We start from the raw sequence: 20,006 nt of genomic DNA, 5'->3' as shown, positions 1-20,006 counted from the left end.
TCCTACTTACCTATTCGTAAGTGGGAGGGGAAGTTAAACAGCTGAAGATTTTTTTAAACCTAATTTCTTTAACAAGGCTTTTCGATATGCTGAAAATTTTTTCTTTAACGTCAGTGGTTCTGCTACCTGTGACATTTCAATAAGATGGAGCTTATAACGTTCTGCAAAAGATATTTTTCCTGAAGCAATAATACGATAATCAATTCCTAGATCCCAGGCTTTTCGATAGAAAAGATAAGAAAGGGTATCCTCATCAAAGTCATAGAAAGCTTGCTTATCCTTAAGAATAATTTTTTCTAGAAAATCTTTTGACAACCACATAGAACCTTGAAAAACATGAAGCGAATGATTGATTACTTTTTGACATTCGTTAGTTAGTTTAACTGTCTGTTCTTGATTTAAGGCACCAATTGCATCTGTCCAATAGAGTTCTTTTGATAAATCAGCAAAAACCAGACCAACCTCTGGAAAATGGTCAAAGATTGATGCCACTTTCTCCTCATCTAATAGTATATCCACTAAAGCAAGTCTTGTAGCTTCATCAACAAGTTTGCCCTCATTTCCAAAGTCTTCTGTGTGAAAATGCCCAATAAAGTCGTACTCGCTAAGCTGAGATGCCAAGGATACTAAGGCATGGTAATGATTATCAAATCTTTGAGAGACTAGCTGAAAACTATCTTTATCAAAGCTATTTAATAAGGTGTTCTCAACGATATTTTTATCCAAATGGCTTGATAAAGTGAAATAATAAAAGGCAGATAACTTTTTATCAGAGAAAACTTTTAGTCTCTCAAGGTCACTAATATGTACATGGATAGCCGAATGATAGTCTTTCCCACTTACCGAATGAAATGAAGGTTCAATGATTTTCTCATCTAAAATGACTAAGCTATCTGGCGAATGGTAGCTGTTAAGATGGGACTTAATTAGTGCTACTGGATATGCCGATAGCTTAGTAATATAGTCTAAAAGTAGTCTTCCCTTTTTTTCATTGTCAGTAAATGCTTTTAGTTTAATGAACGGTACCTTATGTTCAAGTGTACTTATCGGTCTATAGTAAGAAAAATCAGGGTGAATTAAGTCTTCTGCCTCTGCATCAATAGTATTAAAGACAGCATCATAATGGTAACCAGCTTCAAGAAGAACACTAGTAACCCTAGTTTCATAATTATCAATAACATCTTGAACATCGGTAAAAGTCTTTATAGAAGTCCAAAATTGTTGAAAGGATTCTGAACCGACAACATGCTTTTTGAAAGATATAAAATAACTTTGCAAATGCTCATCGAAATATTTGGTCTTTCTAAAATTCGTCATCCCCCAAAAATCAACATTCTGTCGTTGTTCAAATCCTTCAACTATGTTAGATAAATCCCAAAGAGGACCAAAGCAAGTATCATTCATGAGTGTAACCGAATCGAAGTCTGTTAAATGTTCGAATCCAATATGAGCCATACCATCTCTCCAAGCTGCAAAATCAAAGCCCAGATTCTCTCTCTGGATAACTTCATCTATGCCAAGCTCTTTGAGAGTTAATGTTTCCGATTCCGTTAGTTGACTATTTGAAATCACAATAAGTTTAGAAAAAAGTGGTCGAAGTTGCTCCAATTGGTAGAGCACATGACCACTTAATTCGTCGTACTTATTATAATGAACATACAATAAGAGACGTTTCATTTATTCTTGAATCTCCCATTTTCCATTTCTCTGAACCATACCAGTTGCAGAATCTTTAGCAGACTTATCATCATCTTCAATATCAGTTCGATTCAAGAGAATAACTGGTGAGTTATCTGAATCAGCAAAGGCAATCATCTGATCATCCTTATCTCGAACAGAAACCTGAAGCTTGAGCTTGATATTATTAAGATGGGAAAGACTACATTTGTAAGTAAGTGTTTTTCTTCCAGAACCACTCGTTTTATTGTCCATGGAATTGTCATTATAAATCCAGATACCACGGTCAATATCTGTCAATGAAAAGGCAATATAGGTCTCAATATCCTCATTGACATCATATGAAATCTCAAATGAAATATCTTGATCAGGACTGATAATATTATCATTCAAGAGTTTTACTTGTAAATCAGTGATTTTAGGATTTTCAACAACAACGTCATCGTTTGAAACCTTTTGACCAGCAGCATTATCAAAGCTATATTGGTTAGCAACTTCATCTGGGTCACCTACAACTTTGACTAAACCATGTTCAATTAAAACTGCTTTATTACAGTATTTTTTAACTGCTGACATGTCATGGGTAACTAAGATAGTTGTCTTTCCAGATTGCTTACGTTCCATGAAATAGTCATTACACTTACGTTGGAAGGCCTCGTCACCTACGGCTAAGACTTCATCCAAGATAAGAATATCACCTTGAGCCTTGATAGCAACTGAAAAGGCTAGACGAACCTGCATACCACTTGAGTAGTTCTTCAACTTTTGATTCATGAAATCATGAAGTTCAGCAAAGTCTACAATGTCATCATACATGGCATCTACTTCTTCTGTTGAAAAACCAAGCATGGCACCATTCATATAGACATTCTCACGACCAGTTAATTCCGGATTAAACCCAACCCCAAGCTCAATGAAAGATACCAACTTACCATCAATGGTAACCTTACCTTTTTCTGGAACATAAATCTCAGAAATAATTTTTAGAAGTGTTGATTTACCAGAACCATTACGTCCAACAATTCCATAGAAATCACCCTTTTCAACTTCAAATGAAATATCTTTTAAGACATGTTGTTCAGTATACCCTTTAATTCCTTTAAAGCGATTGACTAGAGTCGTTCTCAAACTCTGACTCGCCTCAGTTGGTAATTTAAAATACTTACTTACATGATCTACTTTTACAGCAATATTATTTGACATTATAGAATCTCCGCAAATCGTTTCGCATTTCGATTAAAGACAAGGAAACCAATGATAAAAATCACTACAGGAATCGCATAAGGAACAAAAGCAATCAACTTATTGTTAATAATATCCCATCCTCTTGGGTTAACTGGGTCAATGATAAAATGACGCATATCCTGTAAAATCTGAGCAATCGGATTAAGCATCATAATCTTTGCAACAAACTCTTGATTTCTTTGAATAAGATAAGTGATTGAGTAGATAATTGGACTTGCATACATACCAGCTTGAAGTACTACTTCCCAAACTGGACCAATATCACGGTATTTAACAAAGAGTGCTGATAAAATAAAAGCAACTCCCATTGCCATCAATAGCACCTCAATAAAGAGAGGAATGATAACCAAAGTATTGAAACCAATCGGAACATGGTTAATCAAGGCAAATACGAAAACAACCACTAGGTTAATCAAGAAATTAATCGCTGCTCCTAGCACAGATGAGATAACGATTGTTTGCTTTGGAAAGTTAAGCTTACGTAAGAGGTCTCCTCGTGAAACAATGGAAAGCATCCCCATATTGGTAGCCTCTGTAAAGAAGCCCCAAAAAATCATAGCCAAAAGCAATCCTACTGCATAGTGTGGTGTCCCATCATCAAATCTCAAGAAACGAACAAAGACAAGGTACATAATTGTAAACATCATCAAAGGTTTCAAAATAGACCAAAGATAACCAATGAAAGAACCTTGATAACGCAATTTAAAATCCGTTTTAATCAGTTCCTTAAGTAAAATCCTATTTTTCTGACTAAAGAAATTCATTTAGTCCTCCTTATACATGAATTTTGTCAAAATCAAACTCGTAAATACAAAGGTATGAAAAGCCCTGTTTTTACGATAACCATATGTTTTCAAACGATGATAACGCTCTCTTACCCCTTGATCCATAATGGTCACAAAGTTTTCAACCAACTCTCTATCTTCAGCATTCAATGGCAAAGACAGGAGGTTTTCCGCCTGATTCTGACTAGCCTTTATCAACTTCCAATATTTGTTGAACAAGGTCTGAGGGCGAATCCAATTCTGCATACGTTTCCGAAGCGTTCTAGCTCCCAAGACATTATCCGCATGCTGACGGTAAAGCTCTGTTGGTTGGTCAATATAAACGAGATTGCCAAATGCTGACGCTAACAAACCTAAATACCAGTCATGCATCAGAAGCTCATTAGGTTCCTCGCCAGTCCATAATTCGGCTAGAGCATGATTAATTAGCGACACACCGCCAGTAACGGTGTTTTCTGTCATTTCTTGAACCAACTTAGTATTAGCATGGTCAGATTGAGTACGAATCATACTCTCATGAAGCACCTCTAAATCTTGGTTCACAACCTTTAAATCCGTGTATACCAAAAGTGGTTTATCAGATGGGTATCTACTCGCTTCCTCAAGCTGAAGAGATAGCTTCTCAGGTAACCAAGTATCATCCTGGTCCGAGAAAAGATAGTAGTCAGATTCTTGATACTTCAAAAGCGTAAAGAAACTCTTTATTACACCTAAATTTTCAGTTTGATCAGGATTGATAAAAGTAATGCGATCATCTTCTAAAGCGAAACGTTTGATAATCTCTCTCGTTTTATCTTTAGAACCATCATCTCGAATTGACAAGGTCCAATCCGTATAAGTCTGTTGCTGAATACTCTCTATTTGCTCTGCTAAAAAATTCTCGCCATTATAAGTAGACATGAGAATAGTTACTTTCATGATAAAAATAGCTCCTCGTATTCACCCACGATTTTTTCCCAGGTGTAATTTTCTTTCATATTTGCTTTAGCAGCATTTCCCAAGACCTCAAATGACATTTGACCATCTACAGAATCGATAAGCTGAGACAAATCCCCATCCTCTTTATTCCAATACAAGGCAGTCTCTTGAGCAACCTGATGGTTAAAGTCTACATTATAAATAAGGTTGAGGTCCGTTTGAGCCAAGGCCTCTAATAAGCCCGGATTCGTTCCACCTACTTCGTGTCCATGAATATAAGCAAAGGCTTGGTTGCGAATATACTTAAGCAAATCCTGATCATAGACAGTACCAACAAACTTCACACGTTTATCTTTATCAAATCCTGTAATCTGTCGTAGTTCATCAAAGTAAGCATTTCCTTCATGATTACAGATGATAACAAGATCACGCTCTGTAGAGGACTTCATAAATTCACGAATCGCAGTTTCGTAATTGTTTTCAGGAACAAATCGACCCAATATCAAATAGTAATCTTTTTCTTGAGTCTGCCATTTCTGATACCAATCTCGAACAGGGTCATCCTCAGCAGTCAAAGTCGTCTTAGATAAATCAGTTCCATAAGCAATGAAAGTCGTTCTAGCCCACGGATAGGTATTTTGAATATAGGTCTCAATACCTCGGTTATCAGAAATAATTAAGTTCGCATACTTTGTCATCTCTTCTTCAGAGTATTTGAGATAGCTTTGAACAGGTTTAGACCACTTAGCACGTTTCCATTCCAAACCGTCAGGATTGACTAACAAAATCCCACCAACGGACTGAATTTTCTTGGCAAAATGAACAATGAAGGCACCAATGGTATTTCCTAAAATATAGAAAATTGGGGATTGAATTCCCTCTTTTTTAATAAGTTTCAAGCTATAATTGATAGCCATCATATCGTAAACTATGACACGTGCGGGACCTAGCTTTGGAGGATTGACCGTAAAACAATCCGCACCCTTATAGTCAAAATGGTTGCCAGTGCTTTCGTCAGATAAGCAAGCCACGTGATAACGTATAGCAGGTGATACCTTATAAGAAATCAATTTTTCAACAAATGTCTCGAAACCACCATATTGAGCAGGCAAACCTCTACTACCTATGATAAAAATATCCTTCAAAGTTTACCTCCATTCGTCACATCTCTCAAATACACAGAATTATACATAGTAGCTTTTATTATACCATTTTGGAAGGTATTTTGCATGATAAAGCAAAAAAGCAGTCCAGTAGGACTGCTCTATCTTAATTTCTTCAACTTTACTAAATTCTTTAATAATTGCTTCAATCTATCTTTCATGGTTACTTTTACATTCAAAAAAGATAAATACTTCTCATAATCCTTAGACTTACAAGGAACATCCAAATTTACTTGCTGAATAATTTCTCTATAAGCATAATCTAACGAATATAGTTTTAAAATCTTTTCTCTACTATGAATCATTTCTTGTTTTTTTTCATCAAAATTAGTTAGAAAATCTAAAATCATTTTTGATAGAGCATCTGTGTTTCCAAGCGGATACATTTCTCCTTCGGAAAAAATATCCTTAACAGACTCATACCCTTTATTATTTGAAACAATAGTTGGAATACCATTCAATAAAGACTCAATATATACCATACCAAACGTCTCAATTTTCGAAGTGAATACACAGATATCTTTTTCACTAACCTCGAACCAAGGATTTTCTCGGTATCCTAAAAATTGAACATTATCTAATCCATGCGATTTTATATAATCCTTGCATTTTTTTAAATAAGACTCATCTTCTGCTCCTATAAATACTAAAGGAATATTTATATTTAATTTTTGATAAGCTTTGAGTAATTCAATTTGGTTCTTATTATCAGTAATCCGACCAATCTGTACAATTCTACTATTTTCGGCTGATTTAAGATTTATCTTTTTTACATATGAAAAGGGAATAAAATTTAAAATCTTCCTTTTAGGTAATAAATTCGTTAAATCTTCATTTAAGGCTCCAGAAACAGAAAAAATTTGATCAGAGTAATGAGAAATAAAATCTAATTTTTCCCTATAATAAGCAAATTCTCCTTCTGGAAACTCGTGAATTAACCAAAAGTGTCTCACTCCTAATTCTGCAGCAGCTACAGCACCTTGGAAAACATTCACAGTATTTGATATCACTAGGTTTACATCTTCAGATATAATAATCTTCTTCAAGTCTCTAATATTTTTCTTGTAGCCTTGAATACGCTCATAATGATTGCCTGGCGAACCACCCGGTGCTTCTTCCCACCACCATTTGACAGCCGAAAGACCATAGGTCTCAATTCCTGCTTTCTGAAGTTCTGCTTGATACTCCTCTTGAGATGGCACCTTGTAATCAGGGAAAACGTTTAACACACGATAACCTTTTTCCACAAGAAATTTCATAAGATTGACTATCGAAATTTCGGCACCATTATCCAGGGTCCCTGTCGGAGAAATAAATAAAATTGTTTTAGTCATAAATTATGCAAATACCCCCCAGTAATGGAAAAGAATCAAATACATAGCGACCAAGAAATTAGCAATTAAAGTCAGGGTTGCTATCTTCAATTTTTTCTGTCGAGATAAATCAATCTTAGCTGTGTTGGCGACTAGTGGCAACAAAAGAATGATAAATGGCGTGAAGTAACGACCTTGAGCACCAACAGATATATTAGCTCCCTGACCAAGAACAACTGGTGTCCACTGCATATACATTACTGTAACAGCAGCTAGAACCTCTAGTAGGAAGAGAATCCAGGATGCATTAGCAAAGTCTTTAGTGAAGAAATCCTTCTTACTTGACAAGAATAAAATGGTAAGAACGATGATATCAATAAAAATTAACCACAGTGGCATTTGTAAAGTAAGGTTACCAAGATAACCGAACATACCAAGTGACAAGATACCATTCAAATTGTCATTCAACTCAGGATTAAAGAGCGTATTACGCAAAACTTCGCCATAATGACGTAGACCGCCCTGATTCTTCATTAAGAATTGAAGAACTACTACAAGGCCTACTACAAAGAGAAGGTAGAAGACTACTTTATATTTTGAAATAAAGGTCTTAATAGCTTGCACTGGACGATTTAGAAAGGCTAAGACACCTTCAAACTCAAAAGGCACAAACGGAATCAATCCCAACAATAAAACATTATTTGGCTTGGTTGCTAGAAGCAAAATCGCTAGACCTATCACCTGTATAAAATTACGATTGGTAAAACGTTTAGAATAGGCAAGATTAGTGATAAAACCAAGAGCTAACATCACTTCCAAATAGTTCATCACATCATAAGAAAGTGATGATGCTTGCTGAACCATAATAGGTAGTAGCGAAATAAACATTAGGGCTGTTTTCCCATACTTAAAATAACGTATTAAAAAGTAAATTCCTAGAATATAGGCCAGTGCATTAAAAATGCGTCCCATATAGATGATCATCCCGACTGTAGGACTAATCCAACTCCCAATCGTCATCCCTATCAACTGTGGAATAAAGGAGATTGTTTTTAAGCTCACACCAAATTGAAAGGGTTCCTTACTCATATCAATCTTTTGAGCAAAAATCTGTTTATATTCCGCTAACTTAACCTTATCATTACTTGGAATCTCATCCATCCATTTAAACGATGTCTCGGTTGGTTTATGGAAGGTCTCCCAAGTCATACGCGCGTGGTTTGTTTCATCTGGCACACGATTAATTGGAAATACAAACATAAATGAGAAAATAAAAATCGTCGCTAAGATGAAAAATAAATTTTCAACTTTTATTTGTTTAATTCTGTTCAAAATAAGTCACCATATCATCTTTCTTACTTAAGGTACAGTTTTCAAGAACAGCCCGATAAGCAGCATCTGCAATTTTCTGTCTTAATTCTGGAGATAGCACCAAGGCTTCAAGCTTTTCGAACCACTGGTCATCAGTAGCTAACAATCCTGTTTCACCGTCAACAATAGCATCTGAGAAAGCTCCTATCTTGCTCGCAACTGTTGGTACTTTGACCAAGGCAGCTTCAATCCATTTAATTTCAGATTTCGCACGATTAAAGATAGAATCCACAAGCGGTGCCAGGTTAATATCAACCTCACTAATTAAGGCAGGCAATTTGTCCCAGTCCACATAATCGTGAGTTACAATTTGATTTTCAAAGGGCTTCATATCTTCTGGAATATCAAGAATCCCGACAATATGTAACTGTACATTGCTGTATTTTGTAAGCAGTTGCTTAATAGCTGGTTTAATCAATTCGAAATTCTCATTATGACTGATTGAACCAGAGAAATAACCAATTTTAACAATGTCAGATGTTTGAGAGTAATCTTTGATATATTGACCACTAATAGCGATTAAATCATCAGAAGCTAAGTTGCGATTAAGTAAAACCTTACTTTGGTACTTATACAACTCCTCCTGCAACTGATTAGTCGAAGTAATGGCACCATCACAGTTTTCTAGCATATAGCCATAATTTCGAACACCTGCATCATAGTTTCCTTTTTCAACCGAATTCAACCCTTGCGTATAACTCAATTGGTCTGTATAAACCGTATCAAAGACTAGATCATCAATATCAAAGAAGACAGGTTTTCCATATTCCTTAGCCAAATGACAGAGACGCAAAAGTTCAGGTGAGATTGGTGAACGGTAGATAATGATGTGACTGGCGTTTTGAACCATCGATAGTTGGAAATCAGATAGGTTAACAACTTTGACTGCAAAACCATGCTTACGTAATTGCTCTGCCTTATTCAAGACACGGTAACGGGTACATTGCGGAATAATATTTTCAACTCCATCAATCAATAGAATATATTGATCACGTGGAACCTCCTTAAATTTATTTACAATATCTTCCAAGATTGACACTGGGTAATCCGTTTCTTCTGCGACAAACTCTAACAAGTCAGGGACTTCCGAATCACGGTCCAGACCTTGCCACAAGAACTGGTCTTCATCATAATTTTTCAGAGCCGTGTATTTCACCAAAGGACTACCTGCTTTGAGCATCTTAAGCGGATGGATATACATGGCAGAATCTTCGTATTCTTGCACAACCGCATCATAACGATAACCTAAATCAGCAAAATGCTTGGTAAAACGTGTCTCATGTCGACCAATAGCTTTATCACGAGAATCTGTATCCGTCAAGTGTGTCCAGTACTCATAAAAGTCATCATCGTTTAGCATGAGCTTTTCAATAACTAGGAAATAAGATTGAAGATGCTTAGGAATGTAGCCATAAGGATTCTCTTTAGTAACATCTTCTTGCTCTTCTCCAAAGGAAATGCCCCAGAAATCTAGTTGCTTATCGGTCATTTCCTGGAACACTTGAGACAAATCTCTCATCGGACCAATGTTAGTATCATTCACCAAGAGGAGCTGGTCGTAATCTTTAAGCTTGTCTTTACCAAAGGCAAAAATCCCTTCTCTAAAGGCCGCAGTATCATAACCCTTATTATCACGAGTCAAAACTCTACCATAATTCTCAAGACTCTTAATATCATCAGCATGAAGCTGTCCATTGACAACTACAATAACATCATCTACCAATGGAGCCAAAGCTTGCAAGAAACGTAACTTGTATTCTTGAAGACGGGCTTCAGACTCAAAAATGACATAAACCAACGCTTTCTTACCATTATACGACAAGGCAGAACGTTGACTATTTCTGAGACGTCGTAACTGGCGAACCTTAAGAGGTGTCATTCGACGACGTAACTGTATCACTTTGACTTTTAAAGCTCTCAAATAATTTTTAATCGCTTTTGGATTCTTAGCAATGACTCCTACTGTCTTTATAGGTGTGATAAGGGCATTACCTAAACGATATGACAGTGAACTTCGGATAAGCTCCATCTCTTTATGGGCATCCTTCAATTGCTTAGATTGTGTATACTTTCTTCTTTCAAGTTGATCACGTTCTTTTTTCAAGCGATTAACATAATCTGTCACATCATCGTGATGATTTATCAAATCATCTATACGACTCTCCAAAATCATTAAGTTTTCGCAAACCGCTTGATAGATTTCATGTGGTAACTTATCGAGATACTTCTCGAGAACTTCAAGATAGATTTCATAATGGTAGCGTACTGAATCCCTTTTTGAAATCGAATCTTTTTCAAAAACACGATAATTAAGCTTGGTGTTTGGCTGATATACTGCCTTCGCACCATTATTGATAATAAGGTTCAAGAAAAAATCATAGTCTTCGAGTTTTTTCCCTGAAAGTGTTTCATCATAATAGGTACCCTTTAATATGGCTTTTTTTATTAAAGAACAATTTGAAATATAGTTCGATACCAGTAAGCTATGTAATTCAAATTCTTGAGCTTTTAGATAGACTTCATTTTTTTCAAAATTGAATAAATCACAATACACTATATCCGCTTGATGATTAATTGCACAATCATACAATTCTTCTACATACCTATCATCCAAAAAATCATCACTATCTACAAATAAAAAATAGTCCCCATTTAAAAGATTAAGTCCTTTATTACGTGTTCTTACAACACCAATATTTTCATGCGATTCAAATGTCGTCATGAAAGGTGACTCTTTCAGAACTTCCTGAATAATCTCTGGGGAATAATCTGTCGAACCATCATCAAGAACAATCAACTCAATATTTCGATAAGTTTGTTTAAAAATACTTCGTAAACATTGTTCAATATATTTTTCATGGTTATAACATGTTACAACCACTGAGATTAAATTAGTCATTTTTCCATCCATTTTTTGTAAGAAAATATAAATTAGTAATTAATAATAACTATTAATTCCAATCTTTCAAAGAAAGAACGAGCATCTTATTTTGAAAGTGTATACCGCTTTAATTATACTATAGTTTAAAGAAAAAATCTCCTTACTACAGACAAAGAAAAAAAGCAGAATGATTCTGCTTTGCGATGATAGCTACTACCCTTTACAATAGAACTTTGAAAATAATTTAACTAACTTCAAATGTTCTATAAGCCTAAATATCACAACATAAATCTTAGTCTGAACTCTTTCCCCTCTTACAGTTTTTGAAAATGGTGTTATTTTTGATCTAAAATTTTCTTTACGAATCCAATTCTGTATTCTACTATGTTGTTCAACAAATTGTTTACTTGATGCTGCTTTCCCAGAAAAGAGTAAATACCAAATATAATATCGTTTGACATAATATTTTATATATTCAGAATCTCCTGCAGCATCTTTTAAACAACTTAAAAAATAAATTATATCAATTTTAGGATTAAAACCTCTTTGGGAAGTATTTGAAATACTTCGCTCATTAAAGAACCAATTATACCCATTGTAATCAATTACCTTTATTTTATCAGTTAAATTATAGGCAGTTAAAGTAAAGATAACATCTTCTCCAATTGGATAATCAAAAAACTGAATATCATTTTCCTTTAAAAATGAAGTGCGATAGATACGTGCCCAAGGTGCCACCACTATATATTTTGACCAATCAGTCTGAGATAGATCTTGTTGGAAAAGAATTTTATGTTCTTTGTTAACTCGTTTATAGCCACCAATAACAATATCTAATTTTTCCTTTTCTATCGCCTTATAAAAACACTCTAAGTAATCTGGAGCAATAAAATCATCATTATCAATAAAGACTATGTATTCACCCTTTGCAAGGACTATGCCTCGATTTCTAGTCTTAGCTACACCCTCATTTTCCTTATCTATAACCCTAATACTATCATTTTTTGAAGCATAGTTTTGAATTACTTCTAAAGAATTGTCAGTAGAGCCATCATTTAAAATAATAATTTCATAATCTGAAAATGTTTGATCTAAAAGTGAATCAATACACTGACCAAGTCCTTCTTGTGCATTATAAACCGGAATAATTACTGAAATAGCTGGTTTAGACATTGATACTCCTCTTAAAATTCTACTATTACATTGTTTTATATATTCTCAATAGCTTTGGTAATAGAATAATTGATAATCTTAGACCTAATATTCTTGTAATCTTACCGGTTAAATTAAACGACCTATTCTTTATCTCATTTGAAAATTTCAAAAGATACTTGTATTTTTTTAACAGATACATAATCTCAGAATTTGAAATATATTGACTTACATATGGTAAGACTGATATATATGAAATTGCAAAGTAAATATTTATCGCTTTACGAACATTACTCTTATATTCTCCAATATTCGTTAAACCTATATCTATACTTTTTAAGATGTCATTTACATTTTTTTCCTTAACCACATTAGTAATACTTCCAATTCGATTCTGTCTGTACTTATAAGACTCTATATTCAAAATAGAATATTTTGCAGTTAATTTCAAAAGATATGAACAATATAAGCAATCCTCTGATAGGAATCCAACAGGAAAGTCTAAAGTTTCCTCAACAAATAAGTTTCTTCTGATACATTTGTTCCATGCTGGAGCTGTTAACACACTATTCCTAACCAAGTCAATAACGTTTTCTTCAATATTTCCTGACTCAGGAACAGAGTCAAAATCAATTCTAACACTCTCATCTTTTCCATAATACTTATCATAAGAAAAAATTACTACATCGCTTTTATAGGTATCAATATTTCTAGATAAGTTATCAAGGAACTCTAGATTACTCCAAAAATCATCACCATCAACAAAGAGTATAAACTCACCTTTAGAGTGTTTAATTCCAGTATTTCTAGCTGCAGATAATCCCCCATTGTCTTGATGAATTGTCCTTACCATTTTGTATTTAGAAGCTAACTTATCGCAAAGTTCTCCCGTCACGCCATCTGTAGAACCATCATCAATAATAAGGATTTCATAGTCTGATGCTTGAAATTTCTGATTTGCTAAGCTAGTAATACACTCTGATAAGTAATCTGCAACATTATAAGCAGCTACTACAATTGAAAATTTCATATTATTTTTTCTTTCTAAAAATAGTATAAGGACTCGTAATAAAATAAATTACTAACGATACAATTAACCATGAAATCATAGCACATAAAAATGATAGTGAGGCACCTAATATTTCATATTTCAACACAAGTGTTCTTGCAGTCATTATCGAAACTAAGTAACCAACTACAAAAGAAATGATTAAATAGTGTTGTTTTCTAAATACTGTTAGAATATTATCACACACAGTTGAGAAGGTACTAGCAACACCACCCATCAATAAAATTAAAAAGCTACTTTGATACTGTTTCAAATCTGTTCCATAAACTATATCTAATGCTGGAATAGCAATGAAAGCTCCAACTATATAGATGAGTGTACATGTACCTAATAAAATACGAAATAGATTATTTTTATACGTAATAAAATGAGAAATTTTTTTTTCTTCAAGAAACACTGCAAGTTGTGTAATCATTGGTCTTAGAAAAATAATCATTAAATTCATTGCAAATATAGGCGTAAATAAAATACTAAAGTCTCTTTGAACACCATTGCCAATTAATCCCTTATTATAAATATCATTTAAAGCATACTTTGGTTGATTGTAAATTGAAACTAATAGAAATGCATTAATAAACAATGGTAGACAATCTTTAAATACATTAATGACTTTGCGCAGTTTTACATTTCTGATGTTTAAAGTATGGAATAATCTTGAATTAGGATAATCAAATAAGGCAATAAAAATGAATGAGCTTATTGTTTGCAATATTACTGACCACAAGAGACTTTTTGAAATAAGAAGAACTAGAGCAAATACAACAGTAGAGATTGTATTTCTCAAAAACAATGATTTACCCGCAATATCTAATCGTTCTCTTTGTTGAAATAACCCTTGAAAAACGTCTGATAGAGCTTCACTCACTCGGAAAAAAGAAACCCAAAATATTATACCTATATTTGCGTGTGTATTAGGGTTTAAAATGATATAACCAATCAAGAGTAGAACCATTAAAATATTTGAAACTATTCTAGCCATCAAATAATTATCAAATGAATACTTTTCTTTGATATCTGTCGCCTGAAAATCTCTTACTTGAAAACTAGCTACAATTACAAACAAATTAGCAATAGCGTATGCAAAACTATAAATGTCTGCTGAAGCACTATCTAAAATACGAGTAACAATAAAAAGAAGGATTACGGAAACAGCTGCGGAAGACATACTACCAAGTATATTCCAGAAAAAAACTTTTTGGGGAGTTACATTTTTCAAGTACTTTACTCTCTTTCGATTAACAATATTCCACTTATTATATCATAAGATTTTTAGAGGAATGGAAAACATAATTACCTATAATATCTCTCTTTAAGTAGCATTTTAAGCTTCTAAGAAATTACTACTGATTAGTCATTAGAATTTTGTGCTTTTACATACTGCCTCATTATTAATCGTGCTATCCATTTAGGCCAGAAAATTTCAAACGTCTCTAAATCTTCTTTCGAACGAGTGTTATCACTAATTGTTTTAGAAGTCTCAGATTCTTGATGAATACGATGACACATTAGCCCCTTCGGAACAAAAGAAAAGGAACCATTCATATTACCAATTTTATACCAAGCAATCCAATCTAGATTCCCTTTCAAATTCTCATCAAATTGAAAACCTTTAAGTTTCTCAAGATTATAGGTCACAGCAGGACAACATATAGCATTCCCAAATGCTAGAATTCGTCTTCTCCAAATTTTATTTGAGGATAATATATTTATTGCTTTCAACATGAAGGTTTTGATTTTCAAATTTGTTGTTTTAGCAATTTTTTGTCCATCTTTTTCCTCAAAGTAATCAGAATAAATAATTAGAGAATCTGGTACTTTACTTGCCTTCTCCATAATTTCTAGGGAGTAAGCAGGAAGATAGTAATCGTCTTGATGAGCAATGGTAGCATACTTCGTTTTAACGAAGGAAAGTGCATTGTTCCAATCTTTCCCTATTCCCCCTCCTACTTTAGAGTGGTAAGGAATATTATATTTCAAGCACAAGTTTTCAATATAATCACTAGGAGTCGACGTATACAAAATCACCTGAGATTTCAACTCTTGATTTACTAATGATAAAATACATTCCTCTAGGAATGGGCTATCTCCATAAGCACAGATAACAAATGTATGTTGATTTTTTAAACTCATTTATTTATCTTTTCCTCTCAAGGCAATTGTTTGAACTAAGTTTTTAAACTTTGTATCAAGTTTAGACAAGCGAACTGTTAATTGATATTGATTAATTAGTAGAAGGAAAATGATAAAAAGGAAAATAAAGTTTACCGCCGAAACAATTCCTAATGCTCTCGCAATTATCTCAGCTAATTTTGGAAAGACACTAAATACAAGTAAAACTAGTGAAAAGAAAATCCAAAATAGTGAGTCATTAATTTGGACTTGAGATTTTCGAATCCCTCTAAGAATAAAGGTAACGGTTGCTAGAGATACAAAAATTAGAACAATTTGAAACCAAATAGTCATGGCATCTAGCCTCGCTTTCTAAAGTTTTGAATGAGTAGGATTGACACAAACATGTGTGTCATATATTTGATAGAACGAGAAAGGGTCAAATAACTTTCTCCCGCTTGTCTATCTTCCATTCTAACTTGCGCTTCCGCAACTTTTACACCATTACGGATGAGATAAGAAACGGTATCTGGCTCTGGACCATAGTTAATATTGAGTGCAAACTCTTTAATTAAATCTTCTGAGAACATTCTCATTCCTGAAGTTGGGTCCTTAATTGTCTTACCTGTGGTAAGTTTGATAGCTGAACTAATTAAGATATTACCTAACATTCGTAAAGAATTTGGTCGTTTCTCTGTAACAAATCGAGAACCAATAACTAGATCAAAGCCATCATTGATTTTCTCTTCCAAACTTTGAATATATTCAGGTAAATGTTGACCATCTGCATCAAATTGAACCGCTTTTTTATAACCATGCTCATATGCATATCTTAAACCTGTTTGAAAAGCCCCAGCAAGACCGAGATTCACTGGCAAATCGACTATATTGTAATGATTGTGATGGCAAATTTGTGAAGTCTTGTCACGTGAACCGTCATTTATAATAACGTAGTCATATTGAGGATAATTTTGAATGATGTTGTTAACAACATTTTCAATTGAGCCTTCTTCGTTATAGGCTGGGATAATAATGAGTAAATCTGACATCTTTATACGTAGTTTCTCCTGAAAACCCTATTAAAAAGGTCAGTCAAATATATTTCAGATTAATTCAACTGACCTTGGTTTTTATTTCACTTCTTGTTTGTAAAACTCTTTCAAAGCATCTTGCCATGTTGGGATGACAAATCCAGTAGCCTTAGCCTTAGCCAAACTCATTGTTGAGTTAAGAGGGCGTTTAGCTTTAGCTGGGAATTGACTTGAATCTACAGGCTTCACTTCAACATCAGTCTCTTTGAGGATTTCAACCGCAAAGTCGTACCAAGTTGTATCTTCTGCTGCATCATTTGACAGGTGATAGTAACCGTATTCCTTCCGGTTTTCAGCCAAATAAGTCATAAACTCTGCCAATGTACGTGTCCAAGTTGGACGACCATGTTGGTCATTAACAACTGTAAGTGTCTTATGAGTCTTGGCAAGATTTTGCATGGTGAAGACAAAGTTCTTACCATAGTTACCGAACACCCAAGCTGTACGGATAATGTAGTAGCTTGAAACATGTTTTTCAACTAACTCTTCACCCATACGTTTTGTACGACCGTACTCTGTCTGTGGATCTGGTTTGTCATCAACTTCCCACTCTTGACCGACTGGTTTTTCACCATCGAAAACGTAGTCTGTTGAAATATAAACTAGCGTTGCACCATGTTTTTCAGCAGCCTTAGCGACATTTTCAGTACCTGTCACGTTGATAGCATAGTCAAGCTCTTTACCTTCATCTTCAGCAGCATCAACAGCTGTGTAAGCAGCACAGTGATAAACCAAGGTTGGTTTTACTTCCGCAAAAACTTCATCTACTTTGGCAGCATCTGTGATGTCCATTTCTGCCACATCTACTGCTACATATTCTTCGTTACGTTCATCAAGAAGGTGACGAAGCTCACTTCCGAGTTGGCCATTTGCACCTGTTACTAGAATCATATTTTTCTCCTTGTAATTCAATAATATCAATTTCATTTTAACAAAAAAAGCAGAAAAAATCTGCTTTCATCGTTTTTCTATACTTAAATGATTCACAAGTTATCTCACTAAGAGCAATTATAATTTCCTACATCTATTAGATGTCACTACTAAAATAGCAAATAAACATAACCAAGAGAATATTTCAATTAAATATCCTAAAAATTGTAAAAAAGTTTTATGGTAAGAAATAGAAATATGCCCAGGTTTCTTAAGCTCTAAATAAACCTTACCATCATTTAAAACTTTTTGATCCTCATTGGGTTTCCTTAGTTTTCGATTTTCTTGAATTTCTTGAACGCTAAATGGACGAGTTTCCATCATAGCTTTAGAACCAGAGCCACCTTTCGAATACTCTACTTGGTAGCCTTTATACCAGATTAAGGGAACAATGACACTATTTTTATTCTTATTATTTTTAAAATTAACATCAAATTCTAGGAGGTTATAGCTCTTCTTAACATTAGAAATAGATACTCCCTCATTAGTCATAAATTCTGAGAATTGAGGACTACGGACATGTACATTATCAACATCTATATTATAGTACTCATCGCCACTAGTATCAATGAAAATCGATTTATCACCCATATAGACTGTTTTTAGCATTTCTTCACTGAGTTTATTTTCATCTTCCATTTGTCTATATGTATTAGATGAAATAGAATACTGAGGTAAAACTCGGCTAAAATAAAACGTTAAACTAGTGATACACATAAGAAAAAGTAGGAAACCTTTTCTATTAACAAAGGCTAAAAACAATATAAATATAAATGGTATGAAAAACAATAATCGCCCTGAATATTGCATGCTTCCTAAGAAAGTCTGTTTCAAAATAGAATTCCATGGTAAAACACTAGTAGCAGAAATATACAGAATCCAACAGCTTAAGAAAAGTGTTTTGCTTAAAGAAGTTATATGTCGATGCAGTACTACAACTATAAGAGTTGAGAAAATCATCCCAATACTTATTATTTGATGAATTGGCCATTCCAATGGAGTGAATGGTTTATAAAATCCTGATTTATCTGATTGAAACGGATAAGGTACAGAAAAAGTATCATTTACATTGACTGGAAAATTTCTTCCTAACCATGAAAAGAGGAAGTGTTGAGATGATACTTGTTCAACATATTGAAAGATATACCCTGCCGATAGAAATAGTGCAATCAAAACCGACAGCCCGAAAGAAACTAACTTTTTCATTGTTAACTTTTTGTAATTTAACAGCAAAAAGATAAATGAAAAGATTGCCAATATTATCGTAGATAGTATATGAGTTTGAATTAATAATGCTATTACAACACCTAAATATATTGGATTTCTTTTGTTTATGAAAAGTACTCGATAGACTGAATAAAAAAGCAGAGAAACTAGCGGAATCACCATCGTCATACCATATCCAAATAGTGTGTAGTAACAAGGAACAGTAATTGCGGTGATAACACCTAACATTTTATTCTTCGAAATTTTTGTAATCACAAAATAAACAGTGATTAACGTAAAGAAAATAATTAGTAGGGCAAAAATAGAATAGGATAAATTACCATTTTTTGTAGCTATATATAGCAATGCTGAAGGATAAAATTGCCAATTTCCATAAAACATGGGAGAAGCATATCCTGTTCCATAGGCATATATGTAGTTCAGATTCGGAAGGAAATCCCAATTTCTTATAGATTCCGCAAGCCCTACAATTCTAGATAAATGAAAAACATAATCATATGTTCGACTTTGAAAATTAATTACGTTAAAAGATACGAATGTGAAAAATATTGAATAAATAGTTAAAAATAGATAGTAAACTCTGTCACTAATTAAATTACATAAATTATTGATTGATTCAATTTTCGCTCGAAATCGTCTTACATACTTCAGATTAGCTAGTTTATCAATAGACACATCAATATTATCATAGAAACCAGACAATAATTTTTTAAGAACCCTAGTCATCACTTTTCTCTTTCACTATATACACTGGCCGTTTCTTGGTTTCTAGGAAAATCTTTGAGATGTAGTTCCCGATGATTCCCAAGGCTAAGAGTTGGATTCCTCCGATAAAGAGGATGATTGAGACGAGGCTTGCCCAGCCTGCAACACTCCCACCTATAGTTAGTTTTCGGATAACGACAAAGACAATTCCAACCAAGGAGATTAAGAATGAGAAGGTTCCTGCCCATGTGGCAAGCTTCAAGGGTACTTCTGAGAAGTTGATAAAACCATCAAGTGAGTAACTCAATAGGCTCCAGAAAGACCATGAAGTCTCTCCCGCCACACGTTCACGATTTTCATAAGAGACATA

The 20,006-nt window shown here is 33.9% G+C and carries 16 protein-coding genes and 1 pseudogene; all 17 read right to left on the bottom strand.

Features of this window, described 5'->3' with window-relative positions:
- Positions 1-33 precede the first annotated feature (33 nt).
- A complete protein-coding gene (locus O3670_RS05185) occupies positions 34-1,677 on the bottom strand; it encodes a rhamnan synthesis F family protein (RefSeq protein ID WP_371595869.1) in 1,644 nt (547 codons plus the stop codon).
- Complete coding sequence (locus O3670_RS05180; RefSeq protein WP_371595868.1) at positions 1,678-2,880, bottom strand: ABC transporter ATP-binding protein; 1,203 nt, start codon at positions 2,878-2,880, stop codon at positions 1,678-1,680.
- The gene (locus O3670_RS05175; RefSeq protein ID WP_347111552.1) at positions 2,880-3,686 is read right to left on the bottom strand and encodes an ABC transporter permease; all 807 of its coding nucleotides are present in this window, start codon (positions 3,684-3,686) and stop codon (positions 2,880-2,882) included. The genes O3670_RS05180 and O3670_RS05175 overlap by 1 nt, the downstream gene beginning before the upstream one ends.
- Positions 3,687-4,625, bottom strand: a complete 939-nt coding sequence (locus tag O3670_RS05170) for a glycosyltransferase family 2 protein (protein WP_371595867.1) — start codon at positions 4,623-4,625, stop codon at positions 3,687-3,689. It lies immediately after the preceding gene.
- A complete protein-coding gene (gene cps2T / locus O3670_RS05165; protein ID WP_347111550.1) occupies positions 4,622-5,770 on the bottom strand; it encodes a beta 1-4 rhamnosyltransferase Cps2T in 1,149 nt (382 codons plus the stop codon). Before cps2T ends, O3670_RS05170 begins: the two co-directional genes overlap by 4 nt.
- A 119-nt stretch (positions 5,771-5,889) precedes the next feature.
- Positions 5,890-7,122: a glycosyltransferase family 4 protein gene (locus O3670_RS05160; RefSeq protein WP_347111549.1), complete on the bottom strand. Its 1,233-nt coding sequence runs from the start codon at positions 7,120-7,122 to the stop codon at positions 5,890-5,892.
- A gap of 3 nt (positions 7,123-7,125) precedes the next feature.
- Positions 7,126-8,433 carry a DUF2142 domain-containing protein gene (locus O3670_RS05155; protein WP_371595865.1) on the bottom strand — a complete coding sequence of 436 codons (1,308 nt, stop codon included), beginning with the start codon at positions 8,431-8,433 and terminating at the stop codon, positions 7,126-7,128.
- Positions 8,420-11,371, bottom strand: a complete 2,952-nt coding sequence (locus O3670_RS05150) for a rhamnan synthesis F family protein (RefSeq protein ID WP_371482501.1) — start codon at positions 11,369-11,371, stop codon at positions 8,420-8,422. The genes O3670_RS05155 and O3670_RS05150 overlap by 14 nt, the downstream gene beginning before the upstream one ends.
- A 195-nt stretch (positions 11,372-11,566) precedes the next feature.
- A complete protein-coding gene (locus tag O3670_RS05145; RefSeq protein ID WP_371482499.1) occupies positions 11,567-12,526 on the bottom strand; it encodes a glycosyltransferase family 2 protein in 960 nt (319 codons plus the stop codon).
- A 25-nt stretch (positions 12,527-12,551) separates the two neighbouring features.
- Positions 12,552-13,535, bottom strand: coding sequence for a glycosyltransferase family 2 protein (locus O3670_RS05140; RefSeq protein ID WP_371482497.1), 984 nt, complete (start codon positions 13,533-13,535; stop codon positions 12,552-12,554).
- A 1-nt stretch (position 13,536) separates the two neighbouring features.
- A complete protein-coding gene (locus tag O3670_RS05135) occupies positions 13,537-14,790 on the bottom strand; it encodes a lipopolysaccharide biosynthesis protein (protein WP_371482495.1) in 1,254 nt (417 codons plus the stop codon).
- 131 nt (positions 14,791-14,921) lie between these two features.
- Positions 14,922-15,704 carry a glycosyltransferase gene (locus O3670_RS05130; protein ID WP_371482493.1) on the bottom strand — a complete coding sequence of 261 codons (783 nt, stop codon included), beginning with the start codon at positions 15,702-15,704 and terminating at the stop codon, positions 14,922-14,924.
- On the bottom strand, positions 15,705-16,037 hold the full coding sequence (locus O3670_RS05125; RefSeq protein ID WP_011227433.1) for a DUF2304 domain-containing protein: 333 nt from the start codon (positions 16,035-16,037) through the stop codon (positions 15,705-15,707).
- A 5-nt stretch (positions 16,038-16,042) separates the two neighbouring features.
- Complete coding sequence (locus O3670_RS05120; protein ID WP_175063106.1) at positions 16,043-16,738, bottom strand: glycosyltransferase family 2 protein; 696 nt, start codon at positions 16,736-16,738, stop codon at positions 16,043-16,045.
- A gap of 75 nt (positions 16,739-16,813) precedes the next feature.
- Entirely contained in the window at positions 16,814-17,665 is an 852-nt protein-coding gene (gene rfbD / locus O3670_RS05115; protein ID WP_371595864.1) for a dTDP-4-dehydrorhamnose reductase, read from the bottom strand.
- Positions 17,666-17,782: 117 nt separating this feature from the next.
- Positions 17,783-19,657, bottom strand: a complete 1,875-nt coding sequence (locus O3670_RS05110; protein WP_371482490.1) for a putative glycosyltransferase family protein — start codon at positions 19,655-19,657, stop codon at positions 17,783-17,785.
- Positions 19,650-20,006, bottom strand: a pseudogene (locus O3670_RS05105) (glycosyltransferase); the annotation flags it as partial. The pseudogene O3670_RS05105 and the gene O3670_RS05110, both read right to left, overlap by 8 nt.

The organism is Streptococcus sp. 27098_8_74 (genome assembly GCF_041431705.1).
Taxonomy (GTDB): domain Bacteria; phylum Bacillota; class Bacilli; order Lactobacillales; family Streptococcaceae; genus Streptococcus; species Streptococcus salivarius_E.
This window is presented reverse-complemented; position numbering and strand designations above follow the sequence as displayed.